Annotated in this window: 18 protein-coding genes and 1 pseudogene; 9 read left to right on the plus strand and 10 right to left on the minus strand. The window is 40.4% G+C overall.

Annotated features, from left to right (window positions below; all coding sequences use genetic code 11):
• Positions 1-231 precede the first annotated feature (231 nt).
• From fabB to KCG35_RS11205, 3 genes are all read right to left on the minus strand, one after another.
• On the minus strand, positions 232-1443 hold the full coding sequence (fabB, locus tag KCG35_RS11195; RefSeq protein ID WP_215819781.1) for a beta-ketoacyl-ACP synthase I: 1212 nt from the start codon (positions 1441-1443) through the stop codon (positions 232-234).
• A gap of 29 nt (positions 1444-1472) precedes the next feature.
• Positions 1473-1988 (minus strand): 3-hydroxyacyl-[acyl-carrier-protein] dehydratase FabA, encoded by a 516-nt coding sequence (gene fabA / locus KCG35_RS11200; RefSeq protein WP_215819782.1) that lies wholly within the window; start codon positions 1986-1988, stop codon positions 1473-1475.
• A 211-nt stretch (positions 1989-2199) separates the two neighbouring features.
• A complete protein-coding gene (locus KCG35_RS11205) occupies positions 2200-4092 on the minus strand; it encodes an ATP-binding protein (protein ID WP_215819783.1) in 1893 nt (630 codons plus the stop codon).
• A gap of 256 nt (positions 4093-4348) precedes the next feature.
• On the opposite strand from KCG35_RS11205, the gene KCG35_RS11210 reads away from it, so the two are divergent.
• The 6 genes from KCG35_RS11210 to KCG35_RS11235 all read left to right on the plus strand — a co-directional run bounded on the left by KCG35_RS11210 (position 4349) and on the right by KCG35_RS11235 (position 9976).
• On the plus strand, positions 4349-5395 hold the full coding sequence (locus KCG35_RS11210; protein ID WP_230409144.1) for an NAD(P)H-dependent glycerol-3-phosphate dehydrogenase: 1047 nt from the start codon (positions 4349-4351) through the stop codon (positions 5393-5395).
• 30 nt (positions 5396-5425) lie between these two features.
• On the plus strand, positions 5426-5887 hold the full coding sequence (sixA, locus tag KCG35_RS11215; RefSeq protein ID WP_215819784.1) for a phosphohistidine phosphatase SixA: 462 nt from the start codon (positions 5426-5428) through the stop codon (positions 5885-5887).
• A 284-nt stretch (positions 5888-6171) separates the two neighbouring features.
• Entirely contained in the window at positions 6172-6984 is an 813-nt protein-coding gene (locus tag KCG35_RS11220; RefSeq protein WP_215819785.1) for an alpha/beta fold hydrolase, read from the plus strand.
• On the plus strand, positions 6968-7858 hold the full coding sequence (locus tag KCG35_RS11225; protein WP_215819786.1) for an alpha/beta fold hydrolase: 891 nt from the start codon (positions 6968-6970) through the stop codon (positions 7856-7858). The genes KCG35_RS11220 and KCG35_RS11225 overlap by 17 nt, the downstream gene beginning before the upstream one ends.
• Before the next feature lie 201 nt (positions 7859-8059).
• Positions 8060-8926 carry a DUF4892 domain-containing protein gene (locus KCG35_RS11230; protein ID WP_215819787.1) on the plus strand — a complete coding sequence of 289 codons (867 nt, stop codon included), beginning with the start codon at positions 8060-8062 and terminating at the stop codon, positions 8924-8926.
• Positions 8927-8947: 21 nt separating this feature from the next.
• Complete coding sequence (locus KCG35_RS11235) at positions 8948-9976, plus strand: patatin-like phospholipase family protein (RefSeq protein ID WP_215819788.1); 1029 nt, start codon at positions 8948-8950, stop codon at positions 9974-9976.
• Positions 9977-9980: 4 nt separating this feature from the next.
• Here KCG35_RS11235 and KCG35_RS11240 read toward each other — a convergent pair whose 3' ends face one another.
• From KCG35_RS11240 to KCG35_RS11255, 4 genes and pseudogenes are all read right to left on the minus strand, one after another.
• A complete protein-coding gene (locus KCG35_RS11240; protein WP_215819789.1) occupies positions 9981-11969 on the minus strand; it encodes a UvrD-helicase domain-containing protein in 1989 nt (662 codons plus the stop codon).
• A 2-nt stretch (positions 11970-11971) separates the two neighbouring features.
• Positions 11972-13696 carry an AAA domain-containing protein gene (locus tag KCG35_RS11245; RefSeq protein WP_215819790.1) on the minus strand — a complete coding sequence of 575 codons (1725 nt, stop codon included), beginning with the start codon at positions 13694-13696 and terminating at the stop codon, positions 11972-11974.
• 65 nt (positions 13697-13761) lie between these two features.
• Positions 13762-13905, minus strand: a pseudogene (locus tag KCG35_RS27075) (helix-turn-helix domain-containing protein); the annotation flags it as partial.
• 557 nt (positions 13906-14462) lie between these two features.
• Entirely contained in the window at positions 14463-14966 is a 504-nt protein-coding gene (locus KCG35_RS11255; protein WP_215819791.1) for a lactoylglutathione lyase family protein, read from the minus strand.
• Positions 14967-15067: 101 nt separating this feature from the next.
• Here KCG35_RS11255 and KCG35_RS11260 point away from each other — a divergent pair, with 101 nt between their 5' ends.
• From KCG35_RS11260 to KCG35_RS11270, 3 genes are all read left to right on the plus strand, one after another.
• Complete coding sequence (locus KCG35_RS11260; protein ID WP_215819792.1) at positions 15068-15940, plus strand: LysR family transcriptional regulator; 873 nt, start codon at positions 15068-15070, stop codon at positions 15938-15940.
• Between the two features lie 571 nt (positions 15941-16511).
• Positions 16512-17882: an alkaline phosphatase family protein gene (locus KCG35_RS11265; RefSeq protein WP_215819793.1), complete on the plus strand. Its 1371-nt coding sequence runs from the start codon at positions 16512-16514 to the stop codon at positions 17880-17882.
• Between the two features lie 69 nt (positions 17883-17951).
• Positions 17952-18281, plus strand: coding sequence for a transporter substrate-binding domain-containing protein (locus tag KCG35_RS11270; RefSeq protein WP_215819794.1), 330 nt, complete (start codon positions 17952-17954; stop codon positions 18279-18281).
• Between the two features lie 32 nt (positions 18282-18313).
• On the opposite strand, the gene KCG35_RS11275 is transcribed toward KCG35_RS11270, so the two are convergent.
• From KCG35_RS11275 to KCG35_RS11285, 3 genes are all read right to left on the minus strand, one after another.
• Complete coding sequence (locus KCG35_RS11275) at positions 18314-18904, minus strand: class I SAM-dependent DNA methyltransferase (protein ID WP_215819795.1); 591 nt, start codon at positions 18902-18904, stop codon at positions 18314-18316.
• 210 nt (positions 18905-19114) lie between these two features.
• Positions 19115-20446 carry a phytase gene (locus tag KCG35_RS11280; protein ID WP_215819796.1) on the minus strand — a complete coding sequence of 444 codons (1332 nt, stop codon included), beginning with the start codon at positions 20444-20446 and terminating at the stop codon, positions 19115-19117.
• 330 nt (positions 20447-20776) lie between these two features.
• Complete coding sequence (locus KCG35_RS11285; protein ID WP_309227356.1) at positions 20777-20980, minus strand: hypothetical protein; 204 nt, start codon at positions 20978-20980, stop codon at positions 20777-20779.
• Between the last annotated feature and the right edge of the window lie 4 nt (positions 20981-20984).

Raw genomic sequence — 20984 nt, forward strand, 5'->3', positions numbered from 1 at the left:
TCCTACAGGGTGATCTATGTGGAAAAATAGATCGTATTATGGGTATATGGTTCCGGTTTGTAGGGAAGAGAGCGATAACAGAAAAATTAAACAAATGTTTGTTTGGTGTGTGTTATACTGAATCTGCTTTTGTTTTCTTAGGAAAACATTTCAGAATGAGGCATAAAAAAAGCGGTGTTGGGACAAGCAACACCGCTTTTTTTGTGGCACCTGGTTGTTCGGAACGTTCTTTTAGAACTTACGGAACACTAAGGTTGCATTGGTACCGCCAAAGCCGAAACTATTGCTCATGACAGTGTTAAGCTCAACATTTTGCTGAGTGGTTGTCACTAGGGGCATACCGATTACGGCTTCATCTGGCGTTGTCACATTAGCGGATGCACAAATGAATTTTGATTCCATCATTAGCAAGCAGTAAATTGCTTCATGGACGCCTGCAGCGCCAAGAGAATGGCCAGAGAGTGATTTGGTTGAACTGAATACAGGGATTGAGTCGCCAAACACTTGTTTCATGGCACCTAACTCAGCTACGTCTCCTACTGGCGTGCTGGTGCCATGGACATTGATGTAGTCTATAGGTGAATCAACAGTGTTTAATGCCTGTTGCATACAGCGAACAGCACCTTCACCAGAAGGGGCAACCATGTCATAGCCGTCAGATGTGGCACCATAACCTATAACCTCAGCATAAATCTTTGCGCCACGTGCTTTAGCATGTTCTAACTCTTCAAGTACCAGCATGCCGCCACCACCTGCGATGATAAATCCATCACGAGTTGCATCATAGGGGCGAGATGCTGTTTCAGGGGTATCATTGTATTTGGTTGAGAGTGCTCCCATAGCATCAAATAGTGCTGTTTGAGACCAGTGTTCCTCTTCACCACCACCTGCAAAAACGATGTCTTGTTTACCCAGCTGAATCTGCTCAACTGCGTTACCTATACAGTGTGCACTAGTAGCACAAGCAGAAGTAATCGAGTAATTCACACCTTTAATTTTGAAAGGTGTTGCAAGACAGGCTGAAACCGTACTGCCCATGGTCCGTGGAACACGGTAGGGGCCAACACGCTTGATGCCTTTTTCGCGAAGGATGTCAGCAGCTTCAACGATATTTTCTGAAGATGCACCACCAGATCCGGCAATAAGTCCAGTACGTGGGTTGGATACATCGGTTTCAGAAAGTCCTGCATCCTCAATGGCTTGTTTCATTGACAGAAAAGCATAAGCAGCAGCTTGTCCCATAAAACGCAATTGTTTACGGTCGATATGCTCACTTAACTCAATGTTGACTGTACCAGAGACCTGGCTGCGAAAGTTTTTGTCAGCATAGCTTGGGTTAAAGCGAATACCCGATTGGCCTGCTTGTAGGGAAGCCAGTACAGAGGCTTTGTCATTACCCAGACAGGAAGTGATCCCAATGCCTGTAACAACTACACGTTTCATTGACAATTAACCTTGTTTTCGTTGTGCATTCAGAATGAGTCAGGCGTTGTAAATAAACCTACACGCAGATTATCTGCGGTATAGATATCTTTGCCATCAACATTGACTATACCATTAGCAATACCCAGTACAAGTTTACGCGATATGACTCGCTTAATATGGATATGGTATGTGACTTTTTTATGAGTCGGTAAAATTTGTCCAGCAAATTTAACTTCACCACTACCTAATGCGCGTCCACGGCCAGGAAGTCCTTTCCAACCAAGGTAAAAGCCAACCAGTTGCCACATGGCATCGAGTCCAAGACAGCCAGGCATCACCGGGTCACCAGGGAAGTGACAGGCAAAAAACCATAGGTCAGGGTTAATATCCAGTTCAGCGATGATTTCGCCTTTTTTGAACTCACCTCCGGTTTCATTGATATCTGTGATACGGTCAACCATCAGCATATCAGGGATAGGTAACTGTGCGTTACCAGGACCAAACATCTCACCTCGACCACAGGCTAGGAGTTCTTCACGAGTAAATGCGTGTTTACGGGTCATCAGTTATTCCTAGTCGAATCACATAACAAGATAGTGCATGTTGCAACGCAACGCATGAGACCTTGCGAATTAGTTTTAGTTAATGTGCAAGGTGTGGGGTGACATGATTATGTTACGGATAGAACAAAAACACCGACTCATTGCACCAAGCCGGCAACTATATCATTAAACTAAGACACGATTAATGGCTGTTTGAATTTTTTAACAAAATTCAAACATTTGATGGCTTGACGTTATGTGAACGATTGTTCTGCTGGTGGGAGGAAAACGCTTTCAGATAATGTGCCAGCTTGTCATGTAACTGGTTACGTGTAAATGGTTTATTCAGGAAATCATCCATACCACAGGCGATGCATTGTTTTTTTACCTCTGAGGAGGTTTCGGTGATCAGCGCAATAATAGGCGTTTGTTGTTGGCTATTGGCTTGTTGCTGCTTTATTTGGCGACAGCATTGAAAACCATCAATATCCGGAAGATAGAGATCCATTAGGATGAGCGCATAGTGTTGTGTTGTCGCTTTTTGGAATGCTTTTACACCATTTTCGGCTGTATCAACCTGAAAACCCATCACACCTAGCATACCTGTAATAACGGTTTGATTAACAGGGTTATCTTCCACCAGTAACACTGTGGCTGTTTGGGGAGAGGACATAGATGTTTTGAGGACTGGAGAGACTTTTGTTTGAGTGCTACTGACTTGAATGGGAATACTAAAGCTAAATGTTGACCCTTGTTCTTCTACGCTTTTTACTGTTAGCGCTCCGCCCATGAGACTAATCAGTGTTTTGGCAATGCTTAAGCCAAGGCCACTACCACTATACTTTCGTACTTTAAAGGTGTCTGCTTGTTGAAAAGGGTTGAATATATGATCTAGACGATCTTTGGCTATGCCTATTCCAGTATCAATAATATGGCAGGTAAGCAATGTAGGTTGTTTGTCTCGTTCTTTAATTTGCGCTTTGAGGGTGATAGAACCCTGGTGGGTAAATTTTACTGCATTACTGATTAAGTTGATGATGACTTGCTTAAGTCTTGTAGCATCAGCAATCACCTGTAATCCAGGTGGTATACTGGAAAACTGGGTAACCAGTTGTAGACCTTTGGTTGCAGCATGATGTTGGAATGTGCGAGCACAGCTTTTTAGCACTTCATGCAGATTAAACACGCCTTCTTCAAGGGTGAGCTGTCCTCGCTCAATTCGGGAAAAGTCTAGAATATCATTTATCACTTTCAGTAAATGCTCCGTAGAGTTACTGGCAATCTTGATATATTCCCGTTGTTCATGGTTAAGTTCAGTGCAATCCAGCAGTTGTAGCATACCTAAAACACCATTCATTGGGGTGCGCAATTCATGTGTCATCATGGCTAGAAAATCACTCTTTGCTCGACTGGCCATTTTTGCTTGGTGATTGGTTTGTATAAGTTCATTGGTATAGTGTTGACGCTGCTGCTCAGCTTGCGTTAATGCTCTCCCTAAATGATTAACCGCAGCTACCAGGGGGCGGAGTACGCCCGCTTTTTGAGGGGGAAGCTGTATGGTGTTGAAAAGATTGGATTCAAAGTGTTGAAGGGTTTGAGTGATGTGTTGAATGGGTTCAGTAATAGACTTGGCCAGATAATTAGCAATTAGAAAGGCGATCAGTAATGTAATACTACCAGCGACAATAACGGTGACTAAATACGGCAATTGACCAGTATGCTCATAGTCTCTAGAAAGTCCAACAGTGATTTGGCCTTGATAAAATGGTGATGCAGGTGAGTAGTTAAGATTAAGCTGATATTCAATCCGTTCATTATATCCCTCATAGTCATCTTCTATGAGTGATATAAGTGGGGAACCGTCGTGATACTCTATACGGATATAACAAAGCACATCTTCATCAATCAGCGACTTAAGCTTTTGCTGGACCTGTGGCCATGGATTATGGTCAAGGGCTTGAGCAATGTGTAAGGCGTGTGATTGAAGGCGATGTGAAATGCTGATCTCCAACAGTTGCTGGTTAGAAATGATGGTGTAGCTAATGAGTAAAAAAAACATGACGATACACGGCAGCATACCGAGTAAAAGAGCTTGATGCTTTATCGTCCACCATCCTTGTCGCATGTAACCAAACCTTTGTGTGATGACTTACACAGCTGCAAAAGCGCTTTCTATCGACATCATACTCGTGCTTAAGGGTTAAGCAGCTCTCATAGGTGCTTATAAGTCATACTAGGTGAAGTTAAACAAAAGTGAGTAAAGCGAAACAAAATAAACACATAAGTGTGTATACCTGGGTAGACGAAATCTGTCGTCCCTCTATAGTATGGTATAAATAGTAATACATAAGCTTTGAATTCAATCAGTTGGAAAGTAAGGCATGAGTGATAAGGGTATGGGCAGTAAGCAGTTGATTGCTGAGTATAAAGTCACTGTCGTGGGGGGAGGTAGCTTTGGTAGTGCTTTGGCTGATATTGTCGCCGCGAACAAATTTAGTGTTCGCCAATGGATGCGCAGTCAATCCCAGGCTGATGAAGTGAATCAGCACCATACGAATACCAGGTACTTACCTGATTACCCATTACATCCTGCCATTGAAGCAACCACTGGTTTAGCATATGCCCTAGAAGGTTCTGACGTTATTCTGGTTGCAATTCCCAGTAAATCATTCCGCACAGTTGTGCGCCAAATGCGACCTTTTGTACAGCAACAGATGGTTGTTAGCACAACAAAAGGCATTGAAGCAGACTCCTTTAAATTAATGAGCCAAATTCTTGAAGAGGAGCTACCAACAGCAACAGTAGGTGTTATCAGTGGACCTAATTTAGCCAAGGAGATTGTTGCTAAAGCATTGACTGCAACTGTTGTGGCCAGTGATAGTGACGTTTTAAGTCAAACGTTGCAGAAGTTATTACATACTGATTATTTTCGCGTTTATTCAAGTACGGATAGATATGGTGTTGAGTTAGGTGGTGCTTTAAAAAATATTTATGCCATTGTTTGTGGCATGGGTAATGCCTTAAATATGGGTGCAAATACACAAAGTATGCTGATGACACGCGCATTGGCAGAAATGAGCCGCTTTGCTGTTATGTTGGGGGCTAACCCACTCACCTTTTTAGGGTTGGCAGGGGTCGGTGACTTAATCGTGACTTGTACGTCACCATTAAGCCGAAATTTTCGCGTGGGCTATGCCGTGGGCAAAGGCAAGTCATTGGATGACGCTGAAGCTGAGCTGGGACAGGTCGCAGAGGGGGTGAATACCCTGCGTCTGGTTAAGACGAAAGCGGATGAGCTTGGGGTCTATATGCCTATTGTTCAGGGACTTTATGCCATCCTTGAAGAGCAAAAGCCTATTGCACGAGTCATTCGTCAGCTTATGCTGGGTGAACAAAAAGATGATGTTGAGTTTATTCTGCATTCTTAATAGATCAATAAACGGGTTGAGATGTTGGCTATGAAAGTAATGATTATGCGTCATGGAGAAGCAGAGGCAATTGCCCTTTCGGATGGCGAGCGGCCATTGACTGCAGAAGGGATTAATGAAGTAACACAGGTCGCTGAGCTGGTTGCAGAAGAGTATAGCGTGTCAAAAGTATTGGCAAGTCCATTGCTTCGAGCACAACAGACGGCTTCATTGATGGCTGCGGGGTTAAACTTGGCTGGCGTTGAGACGTTAGATGAACTGGCACCAGACCATAAGCCTGAAAGTGTGTTTAAAGTGTTAGCTGATGTGGAAGCGGAAGTTTTATTGTTAGTCAGTCATATGCCTTTAGTGGATCAATTAGCGGGTTGGTTGCTTGATGGCACACGAAAGAGTCCGATAACTTTTCCTACAGCCACGGTGGCTGTGCTACATACAGAGCATTTAGCGCCTGGTGTTGCTGAGCTGGAGCGTGTTTTTTTAGCGCCAAGTTGATTAGTAAGGGAGTATTTTTATATTTGTTTTGGAGAGAGGTGAAGATGGACTTGCTAGTTGATAAAAAGGGATGAGTAAATAGAGTCTTCTTTCATAATGGCTGATCGTGGTATTATCTTCTTGTAAAAGTATTTACACATAAAAGTAAAAAATAAAAACACCCATATTTATGCAACAGTTTATGTGTATATGAGCCAGATTGAAATAACTGCTTGCTCATTGCTGTTTGGATAAAACAGGATTGTTTTACCATTTTATCATTATTAGTATGTTATTTATTAAACATGTCATCAACTCAGATTCACTTTTCTCATGCAAATGGTTTTCCTGCCCCCAGTTATCAACAACTGTTTACATATTTAGGTAGCTTCGGGTATAGCGTAGGGTATTTAGCTCAACATGGTCATAACCCGCGTTTTCCCGTCAATGATAACTGGGAATATTTGGTTGCAGAGCTCATTCATACCGTTCGGCAGCAATATCAACAGCCCGTGGTGGCGGTTGGGCATTCACTGGGTGGTTTATTATCATTGTTAGCTGCCAGTCAGCAGCCTCAGCTGTTTCGTGCTGTTGTTATGCTTGACTCGCCATTACTCACACGTATGGATCAAACTGTTGTCAGGTTAGCAAAAAGACTAGGTTTTATTGACCGAATTACTCCGGCAGGCCGAACCCAGGGGCGTCGCACAAGTTGGCCTGATATAGACCAGGCCAAGGCCTATTTTGCAAGTAAATCATTATTTAAATACTTTGAACCTGCCTGTTTGCATGATTATTTGACCTATGGCTTACAGGAAAATAATCAAGGTGTATCGCTGCGTTATGATGTGGCAACGGAACTACAGATTTACCGAACCATTCCTCATCAGCCACTCAGAGCAAAACTAACAGTGCCTACAGCATTACTCTTTGGACAACATAGTCGTGTTGTGGCTCACCGGCACCGTCGAATGATTACTGGACGTTATCGTGCACTGGTCAGGGAAGTTCCAGGAGGGCATATGTTTCCCTTTGAGCATTCCAAGGAAACAGCCGAACAGATTCATCAAGTTATTACTCACTTATTGATGAGAGGGGAATATGCAGTCTCCGCCTGAGTCGCTATCCATCAAGCTGCCTTCAGGCCTGACTTTAGCAGGCTTACGTTGGGGAGCATCTCACCGCCCCTTGGTATTGGCTCTCCATGGCTGGTTGGATAATGCTGCAACATTTAATGAACTAGCGCCTTTGTTATCTGACTTTCAAATACTTGCCATTGATTTTGCGGGGCATGGTTTGTCAGATCATCGACCTTATGGTGTGTCCTATCATATCTGGGACAATATAACGGATGTGGTAGGGTTAATGAATGAAATTGGCTGTAGTGCCTGCCATGTTCTGGGTCACTCAATGGGTGCCATTGTGGCCATGCTTTTAGCCGTCACTTTTCCTGAGCGAGTCCAGTCTATTGCATTGATTGATGGGTTATGGCCTTTAACCAACAAGCCGGAGGAAGGTCCAACCCAATTACGTAAAGCACTGATGCGTCAAATTCAGCATCATCAGCGACGTATGCCATTTTACACTAGTTTTGATGAAGCACTCGCGGCAAGACAGCGAAATACACCTCTCTCTCTAACGGCGGTCCATCATATTGTGGAGCGTGGCCTACAAAAACTTCCTGCGGGTTGGCAATGGCGAAATGACTTACGACTAACATTGCCTTCTCCTGTTCGTCTCACTGAAGAGCAGGCCGATGCTTTTGTTCAACAATTGGATAAACCAAGCCACTTGTTTTTAGCTTCCCATGGACTGTGGCAGCAGTTTCCTTATCTACAAGAAAAAATGTCAACGTTAAATACGATTACGGTGACAGAAGTGCTTGGGCACCATCACTTTCATTTGGAAGTTGAAGGCGCAGTTATTTTGGCACCATTATTACGTGCTTTTTGGCACCATTATAGTGAGCCGAATGCATATTGCACTCAATAAGGCTTATGGTGCTATTTATTGATTTTCTCTGGGTTGGTTTTATCAGGCAGACAACACTTGATGCAGGTTAAATTTATGACCTGTTAAAAAGGCTAAAAGATGACTACCTGATGACAAAGAGGTTTACTAAACTAACAGTATACATGACAAGGGTTAGTTAACTACATGTATTGCGTTAATTGTCGAGCTATGGTGTTGTTGATGGCCATGTTGCCTAATATGGTGATGGCTAAAACGGGTCTGTTGGGTATTGCTCCTTATCCAAATGCCAAAATAGAACATGAAGAGCAACGAGATGTTGCAAATCATCAGATCGTGTTGAGTGCCGTTCGTAAAGTAGATGGCTTGCTTAGAACAGACAAAGAGTTATGGCTAGATGGTACTTTACACCGCGTGGTTTACCAAATACCCACCGGACATTCTAATAAAGATGCGTTTAATTACTTTGTTGAGCAAATAAGTAAAAGTGGCTCAACGGTTTTATTTCGTTGTGAGGAACGGCGATGTGGTAGTAGTAATATGTGGGCAAATCAGGTATTTGAAGTAGCCAGGCTTTATGGGCCAGATCGAGAGCAATACTATTTGGTGGCAAAACATTTTGAGCAGCAACAGCTGTATTACATTGCACTTTACACGATTCGTCGAGGGAATCGGCGAGTTTATGCTATGGTTGAAACATTTAAACCTAAGCAGAAACCAGCAGAACAATCCCTCATTAATGCAGATGCATTATTATCCCAGTTAAATGAAGAGGGCTTTGCTGATGTTTTTGGTATTCCTGATGAGACTAAGCAAATAGCCAATAATGTTAATTATCAGGCCTTAAAACGACTTTTGACAGAACATTCATTACGACTAGTGATTGTTGGGCAAGGTTCCTGGCAAGTGAGTTCGCAAGCGTCGCTGTCTTCATCTTTACAAATGGGGCTGGAATACGCAAAGAAAATACAACAACAACTCATTCAAGATGGCGTTGCGGAGAAGGATATTTTGGTGATGAGCTCAGGACCGGCTTTGAGTATTAATCATCAAACATTACCGACCATTCGGATTATTAAGCAACAGTAGAGGTATTTAAAAAATTGTAACATGGACCTTTCCCAGTTAAATAATGAACCAAAACCGGTAACGGTATCATTGGTGCTAGGTAGTGGTGGTGCAAGGGGGTACGCTCATATAGGCGTTATCGATGAATTAGTAGATCGTGGTTATCAAATTAAGTGTATTTCAGGGTGTTCTATGGGCGCCTTAGTGGGAGGGTTGTATGCAGCAGGAAAACTTGAAGAGTATCGTGAATGGATTAACTCTCTTGATTACATCGATGTAATCCGCTTACTGGATGTGAGTTTTAACTTAGGAGGGATTCGCGGAAATAAAGTCTTTGAGGTTATTAATGGTATGTTGGAAAGCATACGTATAGAAGACTTACCAATTCCTTACACAGCAGTAGCAACAGACTTAGTCGCACAACAAGAAATATGGTTTCAGCGTGGATTATTACAGGATGCAATTCGCGCGTCGATTGCTATCCCAAGTATTTTTACTCCTGTTATTAAAGGTAATCGATTTCTGGTCGATGGCGGTGTGTTAAATCCTTTACCGATTGCCCCCACAATATCGGCTCATACAGATATAATTATTGCCGTTGATTTAAGTAGCAATAAACCTGATCATGAATTACCCGATAATAATAAATCAAAAAAATCGCTGTCCAAAAGCAAAAATAGAGGCCCATTTGACCGTTGGTTTGGTCAGCTACGCAAACGCACGCAAAGCTTGTTTGAAAATGGTAATAAAAAAGACGACTTTTCCAGTATAATTAATGAAACAGGTGATAATGTCCTAAAAAAAGGCATGATGGAAATTATCAACCAATCACTAGAAACCATGCAAAGTTCGTTAGCGCAATACAAAATTGCAGGTTATCCACCTGATGTATTAATTGGTATTTCTCGAAATGCCTGTCGTTTTTATGAGTTTTATCGCAGCCAGGAACTTATTGATTTAGGACGAATAGCGGCGAAAAATGCACTGGACCGATTTGAAGGCATAGAAACGATTCCTAAACATCAAGGTCCAGTGGTGATTAATGATGACAGTGAAGATGTAGCACTTTAATTAGCTAGGTTGTCACTACCATGAATTCTTCATTTTCAGTTTCCACATAGCCGTCTAGTTCTTCAGGCATTAGCTCTGTACTAAACATGAAAAGTCGTTGACCTGCTCTCGTCATAGCAACATAAAGTTTTCTGTACGTTTCCTGAAGTATGGCGGGCCGTTCTTCTGTTACTAAATCTAGACGCCTGTATTGAGATAATAAGCTGCCTAACCCTACTATAAACGTGACTCCAGCTTCTAGGCCTGTACAACTATTGAGCGTAGCGATTCTGATATAGTCTTTGGTAAGATCCTCAGGTATTTTTTTGGTATTTAAATCACAAACGACACCGTTTCCAATACGCTTTTCGATAGCACATTTTAAGTTATTTTTATTATACGACTGAGTGTATAAAACTAATATTTGTCCAGGAGAAACCCCGCTTGCATATATACAGCTGTACAGCTCATTTGAGAAACGCTCTAGTTCATCTTGTGGCGCAGCACTATAAATGACATGTGGTCTAACTCCTTTTTCCATTTTGTTAAAGTCAGGTTTTAAAAACTCATCTGGGTCTTCGTCAAAAACTTCCAGTAATGCATTAGCTGCTTTTAAAATAGCGTAGGTTGTACGATAAGAGCGTGTTAACTTTTTAGTGCGTCCTCGTACATTAATTCCCACGCTTTTCCAGCTCAGCCGGCTTCTTAAAAAACCCTGATTAGGGTCAGCGCACATGAAAAGCTGGCTACTAGGTAGCAGTGCTGCTTTCACTAACTCAAACCAAGATGGCTCAAAAAACTGAGCCTCATCAAGTAAAATATGGTGGTATTTATCTACCCATTTTTCCTTTTCAGCGCTTAAGCAGAGCTCTCGAATATAAAGACTGGCAAGGTAGCCACCTATAGATTGCATTCTTTCCATTAGAAGGCAATATAGGGTCCAAACTGCCTGTCTTTGATTTTTTTGCAGAGCAAAGCCTCTACCTTGCCTGTCAACCTCAAGATAAGACTGCTGATCTGCAATTAATGAATTATTAATATACTCCACTTCAGACCAAAGTTGTTCTTGTGTTAGCTTAGAGCTTAATAGGTAATTACTATCCTCTGATAATAAGTGTTTGACCGAAGGAATTTTCAGGGCTTGCTTAAGGTCGAAGATGGATTCAATTTTGGTTTTGCTATTTAATTGTAACAGTTTTATCTTTTGCCTATAGGCAAAACCGTGAAATGTCAGTATTTTTAAGTTGGCTGGCTTACCTTGCCAGTAACGATCAAACTTAATACTAATGTCATTCGTAATGGGTTTATTATGGATCAATAGAAGTACTTTTCTATCAGGGTATCTCGTACAGTAAAGAATGGCTCGTTTTATTAATATCAGCGTTTTACCACTACCTGCAACCCCATTGATCAATCGCGCTGTAAACTTATTTTCTTGGTTTAAGTTTCGTTCAGCATCTAAAAGATCCAACTTAGCGGCCCATTCTTGATCGTAATCTAAAAATAAGTGTTGTAGTTTTGCTGTATTATCTTTTTGTACTTTCTGTCTGGCTGTGCATGCTGAATGGACCATTGCATCTGATATGAATGTTTCTTTTAACCATTGCTGGTGTTCAGTCGGCATTGAAACAGCATATTGATTGATTACTTCTTCAGCATTATTAAAAAAGTTGTCTCGTTCAATGAGTTGGATATCCTGTAAGAGATGATTGTCGCTTTCCTCATATTGATCAATAATGGCAAGGTATGGTATTCGAGGTATACGACAGTGATCAAAGATTGGGGTATACCTCCTATACAGCTGTAGCTTAGACTCATCGGGTAGTTCAGTGCTATAGCCAATAAATAACCACGCATTATTGGGGCCTTCAATAATCAGGTCAGCTATTTTAGTCTCATCCAGTATGGGAGAGCGTATAATGTACCTGTCGTCTAATTGTTTAAAGGCTCTTTCAAATTTTCTTTTGACTCTAATGCCTAGATTAGTCGTTAAAGTGTTGATTATCTGAGCCATGCTTATAAGTCCTTAGCTTCTAATACTTGGGCATGATCAATTAATGATCGATACCATTCAACCCATTGCATAACTTTTTCATCATCAGCTTGGAAGCTAGGATCAAGTTGGGGGCCCACAATAATCAATTTGGTCATTGGCCTTGTTACTGCAACGTTTAACCTTTCTGGTTGAAAAAAAAATGAGGCAATATTTTTAATAAATAACGAATCTGTTGCACACATAGACAAAATAATTAACTCTCTCTCTTGGCCTTGCATACGTTCAACAGTATCTGTCACTATGCCTTTAGTTATACCTGAAATTAAGTTTTTTACCCTACGTGCATGACTTCGGAAAGGGGTAACGATACCAATATCCTTTGCTTGAAGTCCACCAGCAAGTGCCGCTTGTGTTATATCATGGACAAGTTGTGCCTCTTGTTGATTCACTGTTCTGCAACTTGTTCCGGGGCTTTTGATAAATACAATGGCATTATCCTTGGACAGAACCTCTTGATATTTACTTGGAATATTGGGTAAATCAAATGTGCGATTACGGTTTGGCCCTGTAGAGGATAGTTTTGAATGATAATAAATTTTACTTGGCCAACAACTCAACCATTGATTTAAACGATATGTTTTGTATAGCGTTTCCGTTGTTTCGTGTTGTTGACTAATCAGCTTGGCAAATACAGAGGTTGTAGCGGTATCAATCACTGATTTGGATAAAACGACTGGAGGGAGCTGTTTATGATCTCCAACAAATACATAACGCTTCGCCTTTCGCATAGCCATTACAGCTAGTGGTACAGTAATTTGACTCGCTTCATCAAATATTACTGTATCAAACTCAAAGTTCTCTAGCCGTTTCGAGCAAGTTGCAAAAGGTGTAGCGCCTATAACATAACCTTGGGTGGGCCGGTTTCCCCAATCATTACCATGCTCAAATCGCTTAACTTGACTATCTAGCGCTTTAGTGGATGAGGCAGAACCTATTTTAGCAACAGGCACATTCTCTTTATAAATCTTGTTTAGTGCATTATTAATAGCCATATGTGTATGTGAAGTCAGGAGTACACTTTGCCCCTCTTCAACAAGTAGTTTTGCTATCAGACTGATTACTTTTGTTTTGCCAGTGCCAGGTGGACCTTGTATACACGCAATATAGCGAGCGGCAACGCCAAATCCCACGGCGTTTTGTTGGTCTTCATTGAGCCCCATTTCTTCTGCAACAGTTGCTGCATTGTCAAATGTCTTGGAGAAAGTATCGTCAGCTTTGAGTTTACCTGCGAGCAGAGGAAGGATAATTTTTCGGCCAATTTTCGACTCAGCTATTTCAGAAAGCGCTTTAGTATAGAAAGGCTTTAAATCCATGCTATCTACATCGGCATAACAGGGGCCACCTGCATAGGCTTTCATTTGAGAATGCAGGTCACGACCACTTAATAGCCACTCGTTATCATATTCTGCTTCTATCGTTGCCTGGAATAAGAAGGCTGTATCGTTAACATCGCCTAAATGTAAACGGATCATGTCACCTTCTCTAAAGCGAGATTCTCCTTCTCCCAGCTTTGCCCATACTGTATTTCGTTCCTTCAAATTAAGGCTTGAAATAGCCTGAGTCTCACCTGAAGCGAGTTTGGATGCTAAAGGTTTTTCCCAGATTTCTTGTAGTTTGGTTAGACCTGCTTCATGCTCTTGTTGTACAAAACTTTTTAACTCTTCAAGTGTTGCCTTTAATTCCATTCAACGTGTCCTATACAAACTGCTTCAACTGGTGAGCTAAATTACATTCTTTAGTTTCTGTTATATCAAAGATGATTTATAGAGTAAGCAGCGAGTAACTGATTAGCTATTTGGGGTGGTATTGTTTTACCATTCTCACAGCAATTCAGTGTGGCAAAAGACACCCAGAGTATTTGTGATAATTCTTCTTGCGTGAGTCCAAGTTTATTCCGTTGAGCTTTTTCTTTTTACTCTACTTGGAAATTGCTTTTTTCAGTAGATGCCATAATATGCCTTAGTTGACGCTTAGCTAATTGAATCACTGTTTATCTAACTTTAAATATAACAAGTGTTATATAACAGCTTCACTTAGGTATCACAACTGAATTATTAAAACTGTTACACAATATTTAATATAGTAATAAATAGTGTGTCGATACTGTGCTTCTTTGTATCAACAGTTGGTAAAACGTTTAAACTACTGTCTGTAAAAGGACAACGGTTAAGCGTTGACAGAAGCAGGGTCGGCTCGTTTTGAACTCCGACATCACTAGGGTGAGAGTGTGAATTAGGACAATTGTATGTTTAAGTTCAACGTTTGCATAACGCCCTTAGAAAACACCGTGAATCCTTCCCAGGAGGGTTGTTTGCCGCATTCTTGCGGCAAACAGTTCGATGCGCACTACCCAGCCGTTGTGTACATCGAAATACCACAGATGTTTAGTTAATCATGATTGAGGTATAGCAAAGTGTGGGGGTGTAGTGTTTGAGTTGGCACTTTAATTAGCTAATCGTAACTCCCAACAGCATATATGCTTTCATAACTATGGCTGTAAATTTCTAAAATATTGCCAAAGGGGTCTTCCATATAAACCATGCGGTAAGGGTGTTTTCCTGGATAATAATAACGAGGCTTTTCCATTCGTTTTTTTCCTCCTGCTAAAATAATTTTCTCCATAAGACCTTCTACATCAGGATCTTGTACACAGAAGTGGAAAATACCAGTTTTCCAGTACTCAAAATTATTATCAGGGTTTTGCTGATTATTAAACTGAAAAAGTTCAATCCCGATACGGTCTCCAGTTGCTAAGTGAGCAATGTTGAGGGATTGCCAGCCGGCCCCAAAAACATCAGTACACATTTGCCCTATGGCGCTTTGGTCTTCAATAATCCGCGTTGGCTTCATGACCAAATACCAGCCTAACACTCGAGTATAAAAGTGAACGGCTTTTTCAAGATCAGGAACCGAGATACCTATATGGGAAAAGTTACGAGGGTAGGGTGCTTTCATTAACTAACCTGTTAAACCAAGTGATACATTTTCTTGTAGTTTAAGAAATCAGGAAGTTAATATAAAATTATCATTCATGATGGTAATGATAATTTTTTGTTATGGTAAATCAAAATTTTTTACGTACCTTTAGAGTGCTAGTTCAGACGGGTAACTTTACGCGAACTGCTGAACAATTACATATGACACAGTCTGGCGTCAGTCAGCACATTAAAAAACTGGAAACACAACTGGGGCAATTATTATTGAACCGCTATGGTAAACGATTTGAACTTACGAGTGCAGGTGAATTACTGTTCGATTTTGCGATCAAACAGCTTACGGCAGAATCAGAGTTGTTGACATCGCTTGAAATGGATAAGCCGCATGTGGGTCAGTGTAAAATAGCCTGTTCTGGGCCTATGGCTATGCAGCTTTATCCTGAGCTGCTGAATCTGCAAGTATGCACTCCTACTTTGACGTTCTCCCTTGAAGCGGCACCGAATGAGACCATCATCGAGTTAATTAAAAATAATCAGTTTGATTTAGGTATTGTCACACAACAAGTTAATGATCATGCATTAATGCAACAATGGGTCGGTACAGACGACCTTTGTCTTATTGTGCCCAAGGGAGAACAGGTTAATTGGTCATCTTTGATGAATTTGGGGTTTATTAATCACCCCAGCGGGCATCATTATGCTTATCAATTGCTGGAAAAAAACTATCCTGATGAATTTGTGGCTATGAATCAACTGCCTGAACGTAGCTATGTTAACCAACTTGCGCAGATTTTACTCCCTATATCTCAAGGACTGGGATTTACTGTTATTCCTAAATCAACACTAGATGTCTATCCATACCTGAACAAAATTAGAGTAGTGACCTTAGATAAGCCTGTGGCAGAAGATGTTTATTTGGTCAGTAAAAAACACAAGCCTCTGCCAGCTAGGTATCAATTAGTTAAAACATTGATTGAACAGTTATGGCAATAGATATGTGCTTGTATTGGAGTTATTGCTGGTAAATTGTGTAATTCGCTTAACCATCTGATCATTTCTTTCGTCCACGACAGAAAACCATCTCTGGTTTCTGTCGCTACCGATGCTCCCTGCATCTGCTCCATAAACAATCAAATGGAATGCTTGAGCTTATAGTAGTTATAAACAGGCTGGTTTAGGTGTAGAGAGTAAGGTTTAACATTACTCAACCATCTGCCGCAAGGATGCGGCCGCTGAGTCTCCAGGGATGGATTTACGACGAGTTGAGTAGTGTTATGCCTTGCTCTGATACAATGGTCTTTTCATTATGAGAGTACTTATACCCTCCATTAAAAATCCTTCTTTTTTGGTATATAACCTTTACGCTTGGTATAGTAGAAACCAAGGAAAATAAAATCGCTGGATATTGAAAAAAGTAGTTTTATGAAATTTAATCATCAAAAAAACGATTTAAAAATGTCATTAGCGATGGTCATAGTGGGTGTTGTTTCAGCAATAGTATAATTATTTTTGTTTATTTGTTTTTACTTTTTCTAATTCAGGGATGCATTTTCAAGGATCTTTTATGGCTAAATTTAAGGGAATAATTAATAAATTAATCATTACTGTAATATTTTCCATGGTTTCTGTCTGTAGTTTGGCGGCAAATGGAGCAAAAAAAGTATTATTAGTGGGTGTTGATGGTACACAGTATGAACGCGTTATGGCATTAAATACACCCGCATTTGACCGGTTCAATATTATAAAGGCTTATACTGGTGGCGTAGCGGGGAATAAGTCTGAGCAAAGAACGGTAAGCGGTCCAGGTTGGACGACGATTTTAACGGGGGTATGGAAAAATAAACATGGTGTTGAAAGTAACTCAGATGGCTTGGCAAGCTCAAGTTGGCCAAGCATTTATCGTTATTTACACGACGCGAATAGTCAGTTAAAGCTTTATGGTTTTTCGACATGGGGCCCTATTCATACTCAGTTTTTTGCAAATGATATGGCATTTTTATCCAGTCGAGCCGAAGGTGGAAGTGATGATGACAACGTTCAGCGTACGTTAAATGTACTCTATCATGATTCTCCTGATTTTATCTTTTTGCATTTAGATGAGCCTGATGCAGCAGGGCACAGTCATGGTTTTGGACATGAATATGATGAGTCAATCATTCGTTCAGATCATCGCTTGGGTTTATTGTTGGATGCTGTCGAGCATAGAGAGCAGACGTTTGGTGAAAACTGGTTAGTATTGGTAACAACGGATCACGGGCGTGATTTTATGGGTAAAGGTCATGGCAGCCAAACGAAACAGGAAAAGACCATTTTTATTGCCAGTAATAAGCCATTGAATAAAAACTACCAAGATATTATTGCATTACCTAATAAAAGCTTTGGTGGAATTTATGGCTGGCCTGCACAAACATACATAGTACCAACCATATTAAATTTCTTTGGAGTTATGTCAGATATTCATTGGCGATTGGATGGATTACCACTGATCGGTGATATTAACGTAAACCGTATCTATGCCAATATTGGTGGTAAAAAATGTGGGTTGGAGTGGGATGTAAATACGGCTTCACCCGCAACCATTGGTATGAATGAACATGTAGCGAAGTTTGATTGTGACGGCCATGCTGATCCTTTATTTATTAAGGGGAATAAAATATACGCCAATATTTTTAATTCAGGCTGCACACTACAGTGGGATGTAGATAAAGGAACACCATTAACATTAGAAGAAAGTGAACATGTTGCAAAGTTTGATTGCACGGATTATGGTGATCCATTGCAAATAAAAAATCAGCAGATAACGTCTTACATCGATGATCAGCTGTGTGGCTTTCAGTGGGATGCAGATGCGGGTACACCTATTACTCTAGGGCGAAATGAACATGTGGCGAAGTTTGATTGTCAAGGAAGCCCCGACCAACTGATTATTGAGTAATTTTTTAAGAATAGTCTTATAAGAATAGTCTTAATAGCCGTTGATTAAGCCCACATAAACTACGTGATTATGTGGGCTTATTTTTTACCTTTTGATAAAGACAGCAAAATACCTAAAAGGGGAGTAGGTACTGAAAAGCAACTTTTAAATATGTTAGGGCTTAATCGAATTCAACTCATTGTTGGTACAGATTGCCAAGCAGATTATGAAATTGCCCAATCTTCTTACCAGCATCTTTTTGAAAAGGTCTCCTATAGACCTAATAATAATGTTAAGTTACACATAGCGATATCAAAAAAGTCGCTTTATCTTGATAAAATTCAAGCTTTTCAAAATGCATTGACTGCATTAATCAAAGAAGGTGCTATTAAAGATATTAGTTCTTCATATTTCAACTAAAGGTTCCTTAAGCGCTATGTGTAATCATTGATTTACTGAATTTTTTTTTGAGCTACCCCCATCAGTACTGGCATAGTTTGTCCCTGACCTTCTAGTGCAAAAGGTTGACTTAGCGATGTAGTAGAGAGTTCAGCATTTGAAAAAGCGTGTTCAACACATTGTTCTGTTAAGCCAAAGTCAGCCGTTGCATTTGTTTTGAGCCAATCCCATTGAATAAGAAAAGCATTTGGCTTAAGCATTTTGGCTAATAACTGCAGGGTTTCAGCATAATTAGGTAAGAAACCAAAAACAGATGAAGCAACAATTAAGTCGAAAGAAGTATGTAATGATTTATGTTCTTCTTGTGTCGACTCGGTTAATAATGTTGTAAAGCTATTCACATTAGGTAGATTTTTACTTTGTAGAATCTTGATCATTTTTGGCGATGAGTCGAGCGCGATAATTTCTGCTGCTAATGGTGATAAGCGTTCTGTGAGTTGTCCAGTACCACAGCCAAAATCAAGTATACGGAGTCCTGTTGGGTTTACGGTGTTAATCAGTGACTCAAAGGCAAGATTTGCATAGGTCACTACATCAGGCATGTTATCCCAAGCTTCTGCATAATCGTCCCAACTCTCTGACATTACTTGTTATCCTTAGCTAAAGTATTGAATGAATGTATTAGGCTGAGAGAATACCAAAAAATTTGATAAACAAAAATCAGGGTTCAATTTATGAACCTTTTTTTATCTAATTAATATGTTTGCCGTGTAATAGCTACTTACACTCATAAAAGTGAGCTGAACTCAATTGTGATTATGCTGTTCATGGTTTCTCTTCTGTAATTTAGTGGGTTAGTGAGCTAGTTTTTGCAGTACCTGATCCCAAGAGATGAGTTTAAAGTTGGTGGCTTCACGAATGTGGTTTTCGTTAAGATAACTTTTTGGACCAGCTTCCCCATCATGGACAATGAGTATCCCATATGGAAAATCAGTTCCTAAATAATAAGGGTAGGCTGCAAGTCCATCAGTATGTTTCACTTGTTGCTGTTTGCTACCAAGGATTCTTAATGTTCCAAGTATTTTTGCTGGGGAAAGAGGGTTTTGAGGCTGTGTTAGGTCATATACGACAATACGGTTATTCCCTTGGCTGGATGCTAACAGTAAGCGCTGCTGATGGAAGGGGAGTAACGTTAATCCTTCTACGTCAGCGACTAAAGCGCGGTTTGTAGGTAAAGGCTTAAGCAATTGGCAACTGTATTCTTCTTCAGCTTCATCCCAGGTGCGTGAGTAGGGAATACCAAAACTTGCTACCCGATCAATAAGAGCAGGGGGTTGTTTACCAAAAGGATGAATACGCCAGATTCCGACGTTTTCTTGTGCCGCATATAATTGTTGGTTGTGTTTATCGAAGACCATTCCTTCTATTTGAGGCTGTTCATCGTCATCATTTAAGCACGGCATCCATTGTTGGCCATTGCTGAGGGTAAATTGACTGGGCAACGATATTCGTTTTTCTATCTGATAGGTTAATAAGCCTGAAGTTGTTGGTTGGATTTGAAGGATAGCAAGTTGGCTTTGTTTTCGTTGTGAAACAAAAACCCATAACTGTTGTTGTTGATGGTCATAATAACTGGCCAGCCCATAGGCACTTTGCTGCAAAGGTAATGATTCAGGTGTTGAGAAAATCATGGGGACGTCAGCCGCCGTTATATTTTTCATTAATCGGTGCTTAGCTGATATATGCAAAAGACTTAACTCATCCCGCCCTCGGTCAGTGGTAATCACGATATCAAGAGGATGTTGATCAAGTATTACGGAATGGATGACATCAACGTTGTTATAACGACTGCGTGGAATTTTGTTGGCGTTAGGCACTATTTGTTGTCTTAATTTTCCATTGAGCGTAAAACTGGCTAAACCACCTTGTTTTAAGGTTCCAATAATTAAACTCTGTGAAGGTTCTTCACTGTTATACCATAGTGCTGGATCATCCGCATTCGCATAACCATTAGCATTATCGTCAAAAAAGCGTTCAGTTTCTACGCTTGCGTTAATAGTCCACTTAGAATAAAAAGGGTTTGCGTGAATTGAGGACGCGACTAGAAATAAAAATGTAAAAATAAATATAAGCCACAAGAGCACCTCTAAAAATAGTGGTTTTACAATACGATGAGTAATACCCATAAACTATCCCTTAAATATATATGTTCAAAAGGATGTGTTTTTGATAAGCGAGGGTACTGTAAAGTGTTTTTATGACGTGAACATGTATTTAACAGTGGATTGTTTGTGGCGTTGCCTGTGACTTTTTTTAAATAGGTTAAATTTGCTCTTAGCTAAGGCACTGTGGAAATAAGTGCCTTGCGTAAGAAAGTAACGCTAACTCGGTATAAAAATATTGGGATGAAAAATGGGAGGCTCAATAGTAAAGGAGGGTGTTATATTAAGCGTAAGATTATTCGTTAAGGTTCAGATTATGAAAATACAGTGAACTCACGCTTTTGATTTTTGTGTTTAAACCAGAATGACCTGAACGTTATGCTGTTGTAATGTTTGATAGTCAGTATCAGTAATCCCTGTATCTGTAATCAGGATATCAATTTTATCCATAGGAATCACGACATTTGGCGTTTTACGTCCAAATTTACTGGAGTCTGTTACCACAATAGTTTTACGTGCTGCTTCACACATCGCTTGACTGACTTGATAGATAGGAATTTAT

The sequence above is a fragment of the Zooshikella harenae genome, assembly GCF_018837975.1.
GTDB lineage: Bacteria > Pseudomonadota > Gammaproteobacteria > Pseudomonadales > Zooshikellaceae > Zooshikella > Zooshikella harenae.